At 69.9% G+C, this 16,454-nt stretch carries 16 protein-coding genes and 1 riboswitch; of the genes, 13 read left to right on the top strand and 3 right to left on the bottom strand.

Translation table 11 applies throughout. From position 1 onward, the window contains the following. Positions 1-46: 46 nt before the first annotated feature. The 3 genes from ACWIF2_RS12835 to ACWIF2_RS12825 are packed head-to-tail and all read left to right on the top strand — an operon-like array spanning position 47 to position 2,654. Positions 47-1,330, top strand: coding sequence for a hypothetical protein (locus tag ACWIF2_RS12835; RefSeq protein WP_454360195.1), 1,284 nt, complete (start codon positions 47-49; stop codon positions 1,328-1,330). Beyond that, the gene (locus ACWIF2_RS12830; protein WP_454360194.1) at positions 1,303-1,926 is read left to right on the top strand and encodes a hypothetical protein; all 624 of its coding nucleotides are present in this window, start codon (positions 1,303-1,305) and stop codon (positions 1,924-1,926) included. Before ACWIF2_RS12835 ends, ACWIF2_RS12830 begins: the two co-directional genes overlap by 28 nt. Further along, positions 1,923-2,654, top strand: a complete 732-nt coding sequence (locus ACWIF2_RS12825) for an ATP-binding cassette domain-containing protein (RefSeq protein WP_454360193.1) — start codon at positions 1,923-1,925, stop codon at positions 2,652-2,654. The genes ACWIF2_RS12830 and ACWIF2_RS12825 overlap by 4 nt, the downstream gene beginning before the upstream one ends. Before the next feature lie 72 nt (positions 2,655-2,726). Here the strand turns inward: ACWIF2_RS12825 and bcp are convergent, their stop codons facing one another. Next, positions 2,727-3,194, bottom strand: coding sequence for a thioredoxin-dependent thiol peroxidase (bcp, locus tag ACWIF2_RS12820; protein ID WP_454360192.1), 468 nt, complete (start codon positions 3,192-3,194; stop codon positions 2,727-2,729). Positions 3,195-3,289: 95 nt separating this feature from the next. Between bcp and ACWIF2_RS12815 the strand changes: the two genes are divergently transcribed. The 3 genes from ACWIF2_RS12815 (at position 3,290) to ACWIF2_RS12805 (ending at position 4,520) form a co-directional block, all read left to right on the top strand. Next, positions 3,290-3,619: a DUF3618 domain-containing protein gene (locus ACWIF2_RS12815; protein ID WP_454360191.1), complete on the top strand. Its 330-nt coding sequence runs from the start codon at positions 3,290-3,292 to the stop codon at positions 3,617-3,619. A gap of 44 nt (positions 3,620-3,663) precedes the next feature. Further along, positions 3,664-4,020 (top strand): GroES family chaperonin, encoded by a 357-nt coding sequence (locus ACWIF2_RS12810; RefSeq protein ID WP_094052261.1) that lies wholly within the window; start codon positions 3,664-3,666, stop codon positions 4,018-4,020. A gap of 75 nt (positions 4,021-4,095) precedes the next feature. Then, positions 4,096-4,165: riboswitch (guanidine-III (ykkC-III) riboswitch) on the top strand. A 34-nt stretch (positions 4,166-4,199) separates the two neighbouring features. Then, a complete protein-coding gene (locus ACWIF2_RS12805; protein WP_184593181.1) occupies positions 4,200-4,520 on the top strand; it encodes a DMT family transporter in 321 nt (106 codons plus the stop codon). 20 nt (positions 4,521-4,540) lie between these two features. On the opposite strand, the gene ACWIF2_RS12800 is transcribed toward ACWIF2_RS12805, so the two are convergent. Beyond that, the gene (locus ACWIF2_RS12800) at positions 4,541-7,672 is read right to left on the bottom strand and encodes a transglycosylase domain-containing protein (RefSeq protein ID WP_454360190.1); all 3,132 of its coding nucleotides are present in this window, start codon (positions 7,670-7,672) and stop codon (positions 4,541-4,543) included. Between the two features lie 256 nt (positions 7,673-7,928). On the opposite strand from ACWIF2_RS12800, the gene ACWIF2_RS12795 reads away from it, so the two are divergent. The 5 genes from ACWIF2_RS12795 (at position 7,929) to ACWIF2_RS12775 (ending at position 11,879) form a co-directional block, all read left to right on the top strand. Next, positions 7,929-8,360: a hypothetical protein gene (locus ACWIF2_RS12795; RefSeq protein WP_454360189.1), complete on the top strand. Its 432-nt coding sequence runs from the start codon at positions 7,929-7,931 to the stop codon at positions 8,358-8,360. Positions 8,361-8,535: 175 nt separating this feature from the next. Continuing rightward, positions 8,536-9,336: an ABC transporter permease gene (locus ACWIF2_RS12790; RefSeq protein WP_454360199.1), complete on the top strand. Its 801-nt coding sequence runs from the start codon at positions 8,536-8,538 to the stop codon at positions 9,334-9,336. Continuing rightward, positions 9,329-10,150 (top strand): ABC transporter permease, encoded by an 822-nt coding sequence (locus ACWIF2_RS12785; RefSeq protein WP_454360188.1) that lies wholly within the window; start codon positions 9,329-9,331, stop codon positions 10,148-10,150. The genes ACWIF2_RS12790 and ACWIF2_RS12785 overlap by 8 nt, the downstream gene beginning before the upstream one ends. 10 nt (positions 10,151-10,160) lie before the next feature. After that, on the top strand, positions 10,161-11,159 hold the full coding sequence (locus tag ACWIF2_RS12780) for an ABC transporter ATP-binding protein (protein ID WP_454360198.1): 999 nt from the start codon (positions 10,161-10,163) through the stop codon (positions 11,157-11,159). Positions 11,160-11,192: 33 nt separating this feature from the next. Next, positions 11,193-11,879 carry a DUF1707 SHOCT-like domain-containing protein gene (locus ACWIF2_RS12775; RefSeq protein WP_454360187.1) on the top strand — a complete coding sequence of 229 codons (687 nt, stop codon included), beginning with the start codon at positions 11,193-11,195 and terminating at the stop codon, positions 11,877-11,879. Positions 11,880-11,910: 31 nt separating this feature from the next. On the opposite strand, the gene ACWIF2_RS12770 is transcribed toward ACWIF2_RS12775, so the two are convergent. Continuing rightward, a complete protein-coding gene (locus ACWIF2_RS12770; protein WP_454360186.1) occupies positions 11,911-13,245 on the bottom strand; it encodes an SGNH/GDSL hydrolase family protein in 1,335 nt (444 codons plus the stop codon). Positions 13,246-13,447: 202 nt separating this feature from the next. Here ACWIF2_RS12770 and ACWIF2_RS12765 point away from each other — a divergent pair, with 202 nt between their 5' ends. Both ACWIF2_RS12765 and ACWIF2_RS12760 read left to right on the top strand, forming a co-directional pair. After that, positions 13,448-14,779 (top strand): DUF445 domain-containing protein, encoded by a 1,332-nt coding sequence (locus ACWIF2_RS12765; protein ID WP_454360185.1) that lies wholly within the window; start codon positions 13,448-13,450, stop codon positions 14,777-14,779. A gap of 67 nt (positions 14,780-14,846) precedes the next feature. Next, entirely contained in the window at positions 14,847-16,301 is a 1,455-nt protein-coding gene (locus ACWIF2_RS12760; RefSeq protein WP_454360184.1) for an MFS transporter, read from the top strand. Positions 16,302-16,454: the final 153 nt, after the last annotated feature.

The raw sequence follows: 16,454 nt of genomic DNA, 5'->3' as shown, positions 1-16,454 counted from the left end.
GCGAGGCACCACGCCCCCTTTTCGGACCGCTCCAGGAAGCCAAGAAGTGAAACCCCTCACGCTCATCAGGTCCAGCAGCGCGCTGCGGGTCGCGCCTGTCGCCCTGCTTCTCGTGTTCGCCTACTACGCCACCGATCTCGGTGACGACCTCCGTATCGATCCGCTGGGCTACTCCGCCACCGTGGTCGACGCGGTGCTGCGCAACCTGCTGCCCGTGGCCTTCGCGGTTGCCTCGGGCCTCGCCGCATGGGAGGCGCGGAAGCTGGGTGCCTCAGGAATCTGGAGGCTGGGGGCGGTGCGATCCCGCTACACCATCGCCGCCCAGCACCTGTCGCCCGTGGTCGCACTGGCCTGGGCGCTCCTCATCCTCCCCACGCTGTGCGCCCTCGTCCAAGAGCAGGTCGCGCCCGACGTGCCCGGCCTCACGCTGCTGGCCTTCGCACTGGTGCTCTGCGTCGCCCACGGCATCGTCGGATTCGCCGTCGGAGTCACCGTTCGGCACATCGCCGTAGTGCCGGTCATCGCGGTCACCGACTTCCTGGCCGTCGGCTGGTCCACGGGACTGGAGACACCGTGGCCCCGGCACCTCACCGGCCTCTTCGCCGGAAAGATGATGTTCGGTGAACTGCCCACCGCCGCCGCCCTCGCGGCTCCTCTCCTGCTCGCCGTCGGCTCCGCCGTCGCCATGACTCTGCTCTGGGCACCGGTTTCCCGCCGGCTGCGCGGAGCCGTCGCGGGAGCACTCGTCGTCGCCTGCGCGTTCGGATCGTTCTCCTTGGTCAGCGACTGGAGCTACATAGGCCCACGGAGCACCGGGCATGGAGCGATCGCCTGTGCCGGACAGTCCCCCCGCATCTGTCTGCCCGAAGCGCGCGCCGAGCACATCTCCGCTCTCACCGAGGAAGCGGAGGCGACGCTGGAATCCCTGCGTCGAGCCGGTCTGCCCGCCGAGCCGGCCTCCATCAAGGACACCTCTCTCAACCTCCGGTATCCCGAGCCGTCAACGAAGGACGACTGGACCGTCCCACTCGGGGTCGGCGAGGCGACGGGCACCGTCCGCTACCAGGTCGCCCGCGAAGTGGTGCGTTTCGAATGCGCCCCTCCGGCCACCGGCCCCGCCCGCCTCGTGTACTACTGGGTGTCCTCCAAAGTCGGGCAGACGGACACCTACTTGAGACGGCTCAGCTCCGAACCCGATTTCACCCCTCAGGAACGCAGCCGCATCCAGGACGGGGTGGCGAAGGTCCTGCGGTTGAGCGAGGCCCAGCAAATGGACTGGTACGAGACGACCGTGGCGGAGGCGTGCCAGGAAGACGGGACGACAACGTGATGTGGTGGCTGCGTGCCCGCCGCGCCCACACCCGGCTGCCCCTGGGTTTCCTGATGTTCGCGCTTCTGGCGGCGACTGTTCAGGACACCCCCCTCTTCCTGCCCTCCATCTGGGCCGGCGGCTCCGAGCTCGTGCAGGCCGCCACGCTCGTCCCGCTCGTGCTGACCTCGGTCCTCTTCGACTGTCTGCACACCCGGCTGGACGCCGCCGAGACCACCGGAATCCGACCCGTCAGGTTCTTCGACGTCCTGCTCGCGCTCGGCGTGGTGGCACTCGCAAGCGCCGTGGGTGAACTGATCGCCATGATCACCGGGGCCGCATCGGCCGAGACACTGGGCCGCAACACGGCCTTCCTCGTCGGCCTCACCCTGCTGTGCGGGGCTCTCTTCGGGAGGTCCGCAATCCTCGTTCCCGCACTGTGGCCGCTACTCGGCGTGCTCTTCGGCATGAGAGCGCCCGGCGACGCCTACCCGTGGACCGTACTCCTCGAACCGCCTGACACCTGGTACGCCTCCACGGGAGCCCTCTTGATGCTCACCGTCGGCGTCGGTGCCCACCTCCTTCCACCGAACCGCTTCGCACGGAGAGCCGCATGACGCTTGTTCTCGATTCCTGCACCTTCGCCTACGGCCGACGGCGGGCTGCCGTGCTGAAGGACTTCACCTACCGCCTTCCGGACGGACTGACCATCCTGCTCGGACCGAACGGGGCCGGAAAGTCCACGATGCTGCAGCTGGCCGCTGCCGTCACCACGCCCCAGCGGGGAACCGTGACGTGGGACGGACTCGACGCGAAGAGCAAGGACTACCGGCGGACGGTGGCCTGGATGCCGCAGAACATCACACCCCTGCCCTCGCTCACGGCACGCGAGTACGTCGCTTATATCGGCTGGCTGAAGGGGATGAGCAAGGGCGATGCCTGGGTCAACGCTCCGCGAGCGCTGGCCCGCGTCGAGATGACGGAGCACGCCGACACCCGCACCGGTCAGCTCTCGGGCGGCCAGCTGAGGCGCGTGGGTGTCGCCTGTGCCCTGGTCCACGACGCACGGGTGCTCCTCCTGGACGAACCCACGGCCGGCATGGACCCACGTCAGCGACGGGTCTTCCGCGATCTCCTCGCGTCGGTCAAGGGCGAGGTTCGCATCCTGCTGTCCACGCACGACGTGACCGACCTCGCCGAAGAGGCCGATCACGTGTCCGTCCTGGTGGGCGGACGTCTCGTGCAGAGCGGTTCAACCAGTGAGTTCCTCGCCCACACTCCGCCGGGTACGGCGCAGGGCCGGGCTGCCGAAGGGGCTTATACGACCTTGCTCGAGTCGGCCTGACCCGCTCGGTCTCCGACGCGGGCCGAGATCATCTCGGTCCGCATCGGTCGTTCCGCGCCCCGCTCGACCGGATCAGATCCCCAGATCCTTGATGATCTTGGCCACGTGGCCCGTCGCGCGGACGTTGTACAGCGCGCGTTCGACCTTGCCCTCCTCGTCCACGACGATCGTGGAGCGGATGACGCCCATGTAGGTCTTGCCGTAGTTCTTCTTCTCGCCGAAGGCGCCGTAGGCGTCCAGGACCTGCTTGTCCGGGTCGGCGAGGAGGGTGATCTTCAGGGACTCCTTCTCGCGGAACTTGGACAGCTTCTCGGGCTGGTCGGGGGAGATGCCGATGACGTCGTAGCCCGCGCCCGTCAGCAGCTCCAGGTTGTCCGTGAAGTCGCAGGCCTGCTTGGTGCAGCCGGGGGTGAGGGCAGCCGGGTAGAAGTACACGATGACCTTGCGGCCCTTGTGGTCCGCCAGGGACACCTCGGTGCCGTCGGCGTCGGACAGGGTGAAGGCGGGGGCCACGTCCCCGGGCTGAAGTCGCTCGCTCATCCGGCCAGGGTAACCGGGGGTCGGGACAGTGCTATGAGCCGTGGAGCTGACAGACTGTCCGGCACAGGCTTTATACCGACTTCGGAGGCGACACGGTGGCGGACACGGCGGACACCAGGACCCCGGCGCAGATCGAGGCGGACATCAGGCGCCGCCGCGAGAACCTGGCCGAGACCCTCGACGAGATCGGGGTGCGGGTGCACCCGAAGACGATCGTCGGGGACGCCAAGGCCAGGGTCGCGTCCAATATCGATCACACCCTCGGGCGTGCGTACGTGGGGGTCAACCGGGCCGTCACCGATGTGCGGTCCCGGTTCGTGGACGAGGAGGGCGCGCCGCGCCTGGAGCGGGTCGTGCCGGTCGCCCTCGTGGTGGTCGGTGTGGTCGGGCTGCTCGCCCTCGGCACGCGGCGGCGCAAGGGCTGACCCGACGGCGGACGTGCACGGCGAAGACAGGTAGGTTTCAGGGCGTGAGCGCCAACAGGAACGAGCACAGCACCCATCCGGACAAGCTGCCCATCCGGATGCTGCACGACCGCGTACTCGTGCGGCAGGACACCAGCGAGGGCGAGCGGCGTTCGGGCGGCGGCATCCTGATTCCCGCCACGGCGGCGGTCGGCCGGCGGCTGGCCTGGGCCGAGGTCGTGGCGGTCGGGCAGAACGTACGGACCGTGGAGCCGGGCGACCGGGTTCTGTTCGACCCGGAGGACCGCGCCGAGGTCGAGGTGCGGGGCATCGCGTACGTGCTCATGCGCGAGCGTGATCTGCATGCGGTGGCCGCGGACCGGTTCGAGGGGTCCGAGGACTCGACGGGCCTGTACCTGTAGTCCCAGATGTAGTCCCCGATGTAGTCCCAGACGCAGGCGAAGGGGCCGGTGACCGTTGTCACCGGCCCCTTCGTCGTGGTCTTTGCTACGTTGGAGGGACCCGACGAGACGCGCCGTACCGGGACGAAGGCAAAGACGACGCACCTGGACCGTCAGCCTGTCTCCCGGAGGTGCCCGTCATGGCCTGGGTTCTGCTCGTCGTCGCCGGTCTGCTCGAAGTCGGGTGGTCGATCGGGATGAAGTACACCGACGGCTTCACCCGCCCGCTCCCCAGTGTTCTCACCGGCGCCGGAATCGTCGTCAGCATGCTGCTGCTGTCCCAGGCCGCCAAGACCCTGCCCATCGGTACCGCCTACGGCGTGTGGGTGGGGATCGGCGCGGCCGGGGCGGCGGTGGTCGGAATGGCCGTGCTGGGGGAGCCTGCCACCGCCGCCCGGATCTTCTTCGTGTGCCTGCTGCTGGTCGCCGTGGTGGGGCTGAAGGCGACCTCGGGTCACTGACCCGACCTGACTGACCCGGGCTATTCCCGGCGCGCGCCCTGTGGGGCGAAGCCCCAGCCCGGGCCGGTGGGAGCCCCGTTGGCGCCGCCGTCGTCCGTGCCGCCGCCTTCCGTGGTGCCACCGTCGGCCGTGCCGCCGCCCTCCGTCGTGCCTCCGTTGCCGGTTCCGCCGTCCGCGGTGCCGCCGCCGGTCGGGGATTCGCCTCCCGTGCTGCCGTCGGTGGTGCCGCCGTCGGTCTGGCCCTGGGTCTGGCCCTCGGGTGCGCTCGGGGTCTGGCCGGGCGTCTCGGTGCCGGTCTCCTCCTCGTCGGGGGACGAGCTGGCGCCGTCGGTCGTGCCGCCCGTGGTCGGGTCGACGGGGGTCTCGGGGCTCGGGGCCTCGGTGACGTCGGAGCCCGGCTGGAGCCGGAGGTCGAAGTCCCTGACCGGCTTGCCCTTGAGGGCGTCCTGGGTGAACTGCGTCCAGATCTCCGCGGGCGCCCCGCCGCCGTTGATGCGGGGCAGGCCCATCGCGCCGTAGAGCGACTTGTGGGCGGCGGTGACCGGGTCCTGGCCCATGACGGAGACGACGGTGGCGAGGTCGGGGGTGTAGCCCGCGAACCAGGCGGCCGTGTCCTCCTCGGCGGTGCCGGTCTTGCCGGCGACGGGGCGGCCCGCTGCCTGCGCGGCGGAGGCCGTGCCGTTCTGGACGACGCTCTGCAGCATCGAGGTGGTGGTGTCGGCGGCCTCGCGGCTCACGGCCTGCCGGGTGCGACGCTCGGGCAGCTCGACGGGCGTGCCCTCCTTGATGACCTTGTCGACCATCGTGTAGGTGCCGTGCTTGCCGTGGTTGGCGAGCGTGGCGTACGACTCCGCCATCTCGAGGACGCTGGCGGTGGCCGTGCCGAGTGCGATGGCGGGGCCGTCGGCGAGGTCCGGGGTGGTCTCGGGGACGCCCAGGTCGATCGCGGTCTGCTTGACCTTCTGGGGGCCGACGTCGGCGGCCATCTGCGCGTACACCGAGTTCACGGAGCTGTCGGTGGCCTCGGTGACGGTGATGGGACCGTAGGAGGTCTGGTCCTCGTTCTCGGGAGCGTACGGGTCGCCGGCCCAGCCCTGGACCGTTCGCTTGTTGGTGCCGTCGTAGATCGTGTTCGGGGTGATCGTGCGGCCGTCCTGGGTCCGCGAGCCGTTCTCGACGGCCGAGGTGAACACGAAGGGCTTGAAGGTGGAGCCGACCTGGAAGTCCCTGCGGGTGGCGTTGGGGGTGTACTGCTTGACGTAGTCGACGCCGTTGTACATCGCGACGACCTTGCCGGTCTTGGGGTCGACGGCGGCGCCGCCCGCGCGTACGTACGTGTCGACCTTGTTGTTCTTTTTGTCCAGCTTGGACATGAGCTTGTCGTCGACGGCCTTCACGAAGGCGTCCTGCTTGTTCTTCTGCAGGGTGGTGGTGATGCGGTAGCCGCCGGCGTCGAGCTTGTCCTCGTCGATGATGTTGTTCTGGGTGAGGTAGTCCTTGACGATCCGGACGATGTAGCCGCGCTGCCCGGACATGCCGGTGGAGAGGGTGGACTCCTTCGGCATGGGGAACTTCATGCCGGCCCGCTCGGACTCGCTGAGCCAGCCCTTCTTGACCATGCCGTCCAGGACGTAGTTCCAGCGGGACTCGGCGGCCTTGCGGTTCTCGGGGTGGGCGACGACGTCGTACTGGCTGGGCGCGTTGACGAGTGCGGCGAGGTAGGCGGCGCGGGCCGGGTCGAGGTCGGTGGCGTCCATGCCGTAGTAGGCCTGGGCGGCTGCCTGGATGCCGTAGGCGTTGCGGCCGAAGTAGCTGGTGTTGAGGTAGCCCTCGAGGATGTGGTCCTTGCTCACCTCGCGGTCCAGCTTGATGGAGATGAAGAACTCCTTGGCCTTGCGCGTGACGGTCTGTTCCTGGCGCAGGTAGTAGTTCTTCACGTACTGCTGGGTGATCGTGGAGCCGGACTGCTTGCCCTTGCCGAGGGCGGTGTTCCAGGCGGCGCGGATCATGGCCTTGGGGTCGACGGCGGACTCGGTGTAGAAGTCGCGGTCCTCGGCGGCCAGGATCGCGTGCTGGGCGTCCTTGGAGATCTGCGGGAGTGTGACGTTCTCCCGGTTGATCTCGCCGTCGCGGGCGATCACCGAGCCGTCCGCGTAGAGGTAGACGTTGGCCTGCTTGGTGGCGAGCGCGTTGGCCGGCGGGATCTGGACCAGTGAGTAGCCCAGGAAGAAGCCGCCGATCAGCAGCATGACGACGATGATGAAGCCGCCGAGGGTCATGCGCCAGGTCGGGATCACCCGGCGCCAGCCGGTCCGCTTCCGTTTCCCACCGGGCTTGGCCCGCGGTTCGTCGGGGTCGCCGATCGCCCCCATCTGCGCGGTGCCGGGGCCGTCGCCGGCCTGGGGTCGTGGAGTGCCCGGGGCGCCGGCCGTCCGGGCTCGCGGCGCGCCCGTGGCGCCGACGGCCCGGATCCGGACGGTGCCCGGGTCGTTGTCGGCCTGGGGGCGAGGCGCGGCGGGGGCGCCATCCGCCTGGGCGCTTGACGTGGCCGGGGCACCATCCCCCTGGGTCCGTGCTGTGTTCGAGGCACCGACGGCCCGGATCTGCACCGTGCCAGGGTCGTCGTCGGCCTGAGGGCGTGACGTGGCCGGGTCCTTGTCGGCTTGAGGGCGAGGTGCGGCCGGGTCGCCGTCCGCCTGGGCGCGTGCCTTGTCCTGGGCGTGGTTCGCCTGAGCGCGTGGCGTGCTGGAGGCGCCGACGGCCCGGATCTGTACCGTGCCCGGGTCGTCGTCGGCCCGGGGCCGTGACGTGGCCGGGGTGCTATCCGTCTTGGTCGGTGGCGTGCCCGGGGCGCGATCTCCCTTGGCCGGTGGCGTGCCAGGGTCGCTGTCCGGCTTGGCCGACGGCGCGACCGGCTTGCCCTCCGCCCTGGCCGGTGGCGTGCCCGGGCCGTCGTCCCCCTCGGCCCGTGGCGTGTCCGGCTTGCCGTCCCCCTCGGCCCGTGCCGTGCCCGGGTCGCCCTCCGGCCGGGGTCGTGCCGTGCCCGGGGCGTCGTCAGCCCGGTCCCGTGGCGTGCCCGGGGCGCCGTCCGGCTGCGGCTCTCTCGGTGCCCGCCCCGGTGTCGGCTGCTGCGGCTGAGGCTCGTCACTCATGTCGTGCACGGACTCCTGTTTCGCGTCGTACGTCGTTCCCGTACGTCTCTGCTCGCTCTTGCGCCCCTGTGATGAAGACTGTCCCATCCGGCGATCAGTTCCCTGATCGAGGGCCGTGTCGCGAGCCGTGTGGTGAGGCGGGCGGCGTGCGGGCGAACGTACAGGCGGCCGCAGGGTCAATTGAGCTATCCTGCACGCCTGTTCGAATCGCGATCTTGCTTGCGCGAGATTCGCCTGAAGGGGGACTCGACCGAAGATGCGACTGCTCGCACGCTCCGCCCTGGCCGGCACCGCCGCCACGCTGCTCGCCCTGGCCACGGGCGCCTCGGCCCACGCGGACGGAACGGATCGTACCGTCTGGGCCGGTGCCGACTGGAACGTCACGCCCCACGCGGACTCCGGCGGCAAGGCCCACATCCAGACGTACGGCGAGGTCTTCACCATCACCGACCTGGCCAAGGACGGTCACTCGACCATCGGGATCATCTCGATCGGCGGCGAGGGCAACACGTACTACTACTGGAACCGTGACGGTGTGAACACGACCCGCACGCTGAACCTCGACATCAAGGAAGGCACGCCGATCACCATCAAGGCGTGCATCGGCGACTGGAAGGGCAACCCGGACAACCCCACCGCGGGGATCATCTGGGAAAAGTGCAGCGGCTGGGCGCAGACCGACGCCTGACGCCTGACCGAACTCCGCGTGGGGCGCTCCAGGCACGGCCCGGGGCGCCCCACGGCGTTCCAGGGAGGAAAGCCACGGCATGCGTCCCACGGCCCGCGAAAACCCTTGGCCCCCGTGATCCCCGGCCCACTAGGCTCCTGCGCTTCGGTGTCCGGAGGCGAGGAGGGCTGTGGATGTGGGCTTGGGACGGTTGTACGCGGCCGTCGCGGCGGGCGGCTTCAGGCGGTACGCGACCTATCGGGCGGCCACGGTGGCCGGGGTGTTCACCAATACGGTCTTCGGCGTCATCCTCGTTTACACGTATCTGGCGCTGTGGGACGAGAAGCCGCATCTCGGAGGGTACGACCAGGCGCAGGCCGTGACGTATGTGTGGCTGGGGCAGTGTCTCTACGCGACGCTGGCGATCCAGGGCGGGGGCGCCGAGAAGGACCTGATGGAGCGCATCCGCACCGGTGAGATCGCCGTCGACCTGTACCGGCCGGCCGATCTGCAGCTGTGGTGGCTGGCGGGCGACGTGGGGCGGGCGCTGTTCCAGATGCTGGGGCGGGGTGTGATCCCGTTCGCGTTCGGTGCGGTCTTCTTCCCCATGGCCCTGCCGACGTCGGTCACCCCCTGGCTGGCCTTCGTGGTCACGCTCCTGCTGGCGACGGTGGTCAGCTTCGCGATCCGCTACCTGGCGGCCCTGAGCGTGTTCTGGCTGATGGACGGCATGGGCGTCAGCCAGGTCGTGATGGTCACGGGCGTCTTCTTCTCGGGCATGGTGCTGCCGCTGAACGCCTTCCCCGGGGCGCTCGGCGAGGTCGTGCGGGTGCTGCCGTGGGCGGCGCAGATCCAGATGCCGGCGGATGTGCTGATGGGGGAGACCGACCCGCTCCGGGCGTTCGCCTTCCAGGCGGCCTGGGCGGTGGCGCTGCTGGCGGCCGGACGGCTGCTGCAGTCGGCCGCGACACGGCGGGTGGTGGTGCAGGGTGGCTGAGCGGAACGCCCTGGCCGAGGGGCTGCGGGCCTATCGGCTGATCGCCGGGATGTGGATCCGGTCCGGCATGACCTACCGCACCTCCTTCGTCGTCACGATGTTCGGCAACCTCACGATGACGGGCCTGGACTTCGTGGGGATCCTGCTGATGTTCTCGCAGGTCGACTCACTGGGCGGCTGGTCACTGCCCGAAGTGGCCTTTCTTTACGGGCTGTCGGTGACGGCGTTCGGGATCGCCGATCTGCTGCTCGGCTCGATGGACGTCCTGGGCGCCCGGATGCGTGACGGCTCGTTCGACACGCTGCTGGTGCGGCCCGCGCCGGTGCTCGCCCAGGTCGGTGCCGACCGCTTCGCGCTGCGCCGCCTGGGCCGGATCACCCAGGGCGCCGTAGTGCTGTGCTGGGCGCTGTTCTCGGTGGACGTCGACTGGACTGCGACGAAGGTGCTGCTGGTGCCGGTGATGGTGGTCAGCGGCGCGGCGATCTTCTCGGCGGTGTTCGTGGCGGGCGCGGCCTTCCAGATCTTCGCGCAGGACGCCGCCGAGGTGCAGAACGCGTTCACGTACGGCGGGACGACGCTGCTGCAGTATCCGCCGAGCGTGTTCGGCAAGGACCTGGTGCGCGGCGTGACCTTCATGGTGCCGCTCGCCTTCGTCAACTGGGTCCCGGCCGCGCATGTGCTGGGGCGGCCGTATCCCGTCGGCCTGCCGTCCTGGGCGGCGTTCGCCTCGCCCCTGGTGGCGGTGGTCTGCTGCTTGCTGGCGGGGGCGGCGTGGCGGACGGGGCTTCGTTCCTACCGGAGTACAGGGAGTTGAGGTGACCGAGGTGGACAGCGCCTTCATCGAACTCGACGGTGTCGAGAAGGTCTTCGACGTACGCAAGAAAACCGGCTTCATGAAGCGGGAAGTACGGCGGGTACGGGCCGTCGACTCGATCTCCTTCCGCGTGGAACGCGGCGAGATGGTCGGCTACATCGGCCCGAACGGCGCCGGCAAGTCGACCACGATCAAGATGCTGACCGGCATCCTCACCCCCAGCGCCGGCCGGCTGCGGGTCGCGGGCATCGACCCCTCCCGCGAACGCACCCGGCTCGCGCACCGCATCGGTGTGGTGTTCGGGCAGCGCACCACGCTGTGGTGGGACCTGCCGCTGGTCGACTCCTACCGGCTGATGCACCGTATGTACCGGATCCCGGACGCCCGTTACCGCGAGAACCTCGACCGCCTGGTCGAACTCCTGGGCCTCGGCGACCTGCTGGACGTGCCGGTACGGCAGCTCTCCCTCGGGCAGCGGATGCGCGGCGACATCGCGGCGGCGCTGCTGCACGACCCGGAGGTGCTGTACCTCGACGAGCCGACCATCGGACTTGACGTCGTCTCCAAGTCCAAGGTGCGGGAGTTCCTGCGGGAGATGAACGCCGAGCGCGGCACGACGGTGCTGCTGACCACGCACGATCTGCAGGACATCGAGCAGTTGTGCAAGCGGGTGATGGTCATCGACCACGGGCGTCTGATGTACGACGGTCCGCTCACCGGGCTGCACGAGGCGGGGGAGAGCGAGCGGACGCTGGTCGTGGACTTCGAGCGGGAACTGCCCCCGATCGACGCCCCGGCACCCGCCCGGGTCGTCCGGGTGGACGGTCCGCGCCAGTGGCTGGCGTTCCCGGCGGCGGAGTCGGCGGCGCCGCTGGTGGCGCGGATCGCGGCGGACTATCCGCTGGTCGACCTGTCGGTGCGGGAGCCGGACATCGAGGCGGTGATCGCCAAGATGCTGCACTCGTTGGGGGACACCCCCAAACCGCCGCCGGAGCGTACGACCGCATAGTGCCCGGGACCGGTAACTCGTAGGCTGCTGTACATGACCGACGACGCAGCCCCGGACCTCCGCGCCTCCGACGCCGACCGTGAACAGGTCGCCGGCATCCTGCGGGACGCCCTCGCTGAGGGACGTCTCGACATGGCGGAGTTCGAGGAGCGGCTCGACGCGACCTACCAGGCGCGGACATACGGTGAACTGGTGCCGATCACCCGGGACCTGCCCGGCGCGGGCGTCGCGGTGCCCGCCGTGTCGCTGAACAAGGACCCCGCCACGGGGTCGGGCTGGTCCGGGCGGATCGTCAGCGGCGAGGGGTCCTCGTCGTGGGCCGTCGCCGTGATGTCCGGCTTCCAGCGCAAGGGGCACTGGACGATGCCCCGCCGTTTCACCTGCCTGGCCTTCTGGGGCGGCGGGGAGATCGACCTGCGCGAGGCGAACTTCGCGGACCGCGAGGTCGAGATCAACGCGATCGCGATCATGGGCGGGGTGGATGTCATCGTGCCGCCCGGCGTCGAGGTCGTGGTGCGCGGCATCGGGATCATGGGCGGTTTCGACCACCGCGAGGAGGGTGTGCCGGGGGAGCCGGGGGCGCCGCGCGTGATCGTGACCGGTTTCGCCTTCTGGGGCGGCGTCGGGGTCCAGCGGAAGGTGACGCGGGCGGAGAAGCAGCGGCTCAAGGAGGAGCGGCGGCGAGAGAAGCTGGAGCGTCGGAGCAACGGCGAGTACTGAGCGTCGTCGGCCAGTACTCGGCGTCGTCCTCCTAGAGCTCGGCCGGCGCCGACCCCTTCAGGCTCTCCAGGTCGAACTCCTCGGCCATCCGGGCGTACCCCTTGTCGCTGGGGTGCAGATGATCGCCCGAGTCGAAGTCGGCGCGCAGTCGGCGCGGGTCGTAGGGGTCGCGCAGCGCCTTGTCGAAGTCGGCCACCGCGTCGAAGACCCGGCCCGCCCGGATCTCGGCGTTGATCTGCTGCCGGACCGACTCCCGCGGGTCCGTGTAGCCGCGGTGCCCGTAGAACGGCATCAGGGTCGCGCCGACGACCTTCAGGCCGCGTGCGTGGGCCTGGCCCACCATGGTGCGCAGGCCGTCCAGTATCGCGTTCGGGTCGGCGAGCCGCCGGTTGCGCAGGATGTCGTTGACACCGAGGTCGATGACGACGACCTTGGCGTTCGTCCGCTCCAGCACGTCCCGGCCGAAGCGGTTGAGCCCGCTGGGGTTGTCGGCCGGGCGGCCCAGCCCGTCGGTGAGGACCCGGTTGCCGCTGATGCCCTGGTTGACGACGCTGTAGCGGGGCAGGTCCCGCCCGGCGGCGATCTCCGCGCGTAGCCGCTCGGACAGCACGTCGGTCCACCGGTTGTTGGCGCCCGCGGTGGAGGTGATGCCGTCGGTGAGGGAGTCGCCGAGGACGACGACCGTGCCGTCGGACTCGTTGCTCAGCACGTCCAGCGCCGTCAGGTAGCGCCAGTAGGTGCTCTGCTCGGTGTACGGCGTGCCCGTCGTGTCCTGGGCGTGGGCGCCCTGGGCGACGTAGGAGGTCTGCCGGGCGTGCGGGTGGTACGTCACCGGGCCGGAGCTGGTCGGTGTGTACGTGGTGATCAGGACGTCGGCGTCCTGCGGGATGACGACGCGCACGACGTCGCTCATCACCTGCCGGCCGGGCGGGATGACGACCGTGGGGCCGCCGTTGAAGGTCAGCTGCCGCATGGTGTCCGAGAGCGCCGCGGGCGTGCCCGCGGCGGCGGCCACGGCGATCGAGGCCTGTGTGATGTTCAGCGGCGACTGGCCGTAGAGATTGGACAGCGTCACGCGGGCACTCGTACCGCCGACGCTGGTGTGGACGACGTTGCGTACCGAACGGTCCGCCATGCCGGTCGTCTCGGTGCCGGGCTCGGCGCCCGCCGGCGAGGTGGACCAGGTGCCGACCCAGGTGCCGGTGGAGGCGGGGGCGGCGGAGTTGTTCGGAAGACGGCCGTCTGCCCGGGTGTTCCGGGTCTGCGTGCCGTCGTCGGTCGCCACTCCGACATATATGGCGGCGGAAAGGGCCACAACTGCTGCGACGATCGCCGCGAGCAGGGCGTAACCACGACCCCGGGTCATGCTGTGCAGTTCTCCTCAGGCGATGGGAGCCCAAGGCTCCGATCTGATGTGCCCATGATGCGTCATGGGCAGGGGGAAGCTGACAGGACCCCTGGCATTACCCCCTTCCGACAGACGCCGGGAACTCCTGTTCCGTTCCAGTAGTCGGTCAGGAAGGGACAATGTGTGCGGGATCACCGAGCGGGTGGAGCGGATGGAACGGATGAAAGTGGAAGAAAAGGTCGGTGTCGACGGGCAGCATGCCCGCCCCGGCACCGCGGTGAACCGTGCGATGACGAGCTTCAGCCCGGCGGACGAGGAGAAACAGCGCGGCGTACGCCGTATGAAACTCACCGCCACCGGGCTCCTGCTGTTCGTGGCCGTGGTCTACATCCTCGCCAAATGGGCCCAGAACTCCGGCGCCGGCCCCTGGGCGGGCTATGTCGCCGCCGCCTCCGAGGCCGGCATGGTCGGCGCGCTCGCCGACTGGTTCGCCGTCACCGCGCTCTTCCGTCACCCCCTCGGCATCCCCATCCCGCACACCGCGATCATCCCCACCAAGAAGGACCAGCTCGGCGTCTCCCTCGGTGAGTTCGTCGGCGAGAACTTCCTCTCCGAGGACGTCGTGCGGCAGCGGCTGCGCGCCGTCGGCATCGGCAGCCGCCTCGGCGCATGGCTCGCCGTCCCCGAGCACGCCGACCGGGTCACGGCGGAGCTCTCCACCGCCCTCAGGGGCGCCCTGACGGTCCTGCGCGACTCCGACGTCCAGGCCGTCGTGGGCGAGGCCATCACCCGGCGCGCCAACGCCCAGGAGATCGGGCCCGGCATCGGCAAGATGCTGGAGAAGGTCGTCGCCGACGGCGGCCACAAACGCGTCGTCGACCTCGTCGTCAGCCGCGCGCACGACTGGCTGGTGCTGCACCGCGACGAGGTGATGGACGCCGTGGAGGGCGGCGCCCCCGGCTGGACGCCGAAGTTCGTCGACAAGAAGGTCGGCGAGCGCGTCTACAAGGAGCTGCTGCGCTTCGCCACCGAGATGCGCGACATGCCCGCCCACCCCGCGCGCGGCGCCCTCGACCGCTTCCTCACCGACTTCGCCTCCGACCTCCAGTCCGACACCGAGACCCGCGCCCGCGTCGAGCGGCTCAAGGGCGAGGTGCTGGGCCGCGGCGAGGTCCAGGACCTCATCGCCAGCGCCTGGACGGCCGTACGGTCCATGATCGTCGCCGCGGCGGAGGACGAGCGCAGCGAGCTGCGGCTGCGCGTACGGGCCTCGCTGATCTCGCTGGGCTCCCGGATGGCGGGCGAGCGCAAGGTGCAGGACAAGGTCGACAAGTGGGTGGAGGGCGCGGCCGTCTACGTCGTCACCACCTACCGCAAGGAGATCACCTCCCTGATCACGGACACCGTGGCGAGCTGGGACGCCGAGCACACCACGCGGAAGATCGAGGCGAACATCGGCCGCGACCTCCAGTTCATCCGGATCAACGGCACGGTGGTGGGCTCGCTGGCGGGCCTGCTGATCTACACGATCTCGCACGCGCTGGGGGCGTGATGCTTCAGGCGTAAGAGAAGCCGGTCAGGGCACTCGGCCCCGGTTCCGCTCGACGAGGAGGGGGCCCATGACCACCGCGCAGGCCGGGACCGGCCGCACCATCACCACCGACATCCCCGCCCGCCTCGACCGCCTCCCGTGGTCGCGCTGGCACTGGACGATCGTCCTCGGCCTCGGCACCGTGTGGATCCTCGACGGCCTCGAAGTCACCGTCGTCGGCAACATCGCCAGCCGACTGTCGGAGCCCGACAGCGGCCTGCCCATCACCTCCGGCCAGGTCACCGGCATGGCGGCCGCCCTGTATGTGGCCGGAGCCTGCATCGGCGCCCTGTTCTGGGGCCGCCTCACCGACAAGTGGGGGCGCAAGAAACTCTTCATGATCACCCTGGCGGTGTATCTGGGAGCGACGGCGCTGACCGCCATCTCCTTCGACACCTGGTGGTTCTTCCTCTTCCGCTTCCTCACCGGCTTCGGCATCGGCGGCGAGTACGCGGCCATCAACTCCGCGATCGACGAGCTGATCCCCAAGGAGTACCGCGGCCGCACCGACCTCATGATCAACGGCAGCTTCTGGCTCGGCGCGGTCGGCGGATCCCTGCTGTCGATCGTCGCGCTCGACACCGACATCTTCGCGGCGAACGTCGGCTGGCGCCTCACCTTCGCGCTCGGCGCTGTCCTGGCCCTGGTGATCCTGCTGGTCCGCCGACACGTCCCGGAAAGCCCACGCTGGCTCCTCATCCACGGCCGCGACGACGAAGCGGAACGCATCGTCTCCTCCATCGAACGCAAGATCGAGGAGGAACGGGGCGAGCCGCTGCCGCGCCCCGAGGGCGAGATCACCATCCACCAGCGCCGCAGCGTCTCCTTCCTGGAGATCGGCCGCACGGTCTTCTCCGACTACCGCCGCCGCGCGATCCTCGGCTTCTCCCTCTTCATCGGCCAGGCCTTCCTCTACAACGCCATCACCTTCGGCTTCGGCGCGATCCTGACGACGTTCTTCGACGTCCCGAGCGGCAACACCGGCTACTACTTCGCGGTCATCGCACTCGGCAACTTCTTCGGCCCGCTCCTCCTGGGCAAGCTCTTCGACACGGTGGGCCGCCGAATCATGATCTCCGGCACCTACCTGCTCTCCGGCCTGCTCCTCTTCGGCACGGCCTGGCTCTTCGACCAGGGCTCGCTGAGCGCGACCACCATGACGGCGTGCTGGTGCGCGGTCCTGTTCTTCGCATCGGCGGGCGCGTCCAGCGCCTATCTGACGGTCTCCGAGGTCTTCCCGATGGAGACCCGCGCCATGTCCATCGCCTTCTTCTACGCCATCGGCACGGCGGCCGGCGGCATCAGCGGCCCGCTCCTCTTCGCCGACCTCACCGGCACGGGCAAGGTCGCCGACACGGCCCTCGCCTTCCAGATCGGCGCGACGTTGATGTGCCTGGCGGGCCTGGCCGCGGCGATCCTGGCGGTGAAGGCGGAACGCCGGTCGTTGGAGGACATCGCGAAGCCGCTGACGGCGGAGACATAGCTGCGGGCATGCGTGCCGCCGCCGCTGCGGGCATGCGTGCCGCTGGGGGCGGCACGGGTGGGCGGTGGGGGTCCCCCCCCGCTCGAGCGAAGCCGAGAGTGGGGGAGGCACCCCGTTCCGCCGGGCTGCGCACCCACCCGCCCTCAGCCCCAC

It is taken from the genome of Streptomyces sp. NPDC055506, from assembly GCF_053643595.1.
Note: the sequence above shows the minus strand (reverse complement) of the source record. Positions and strands in the feature narration are given on the sequence as shown.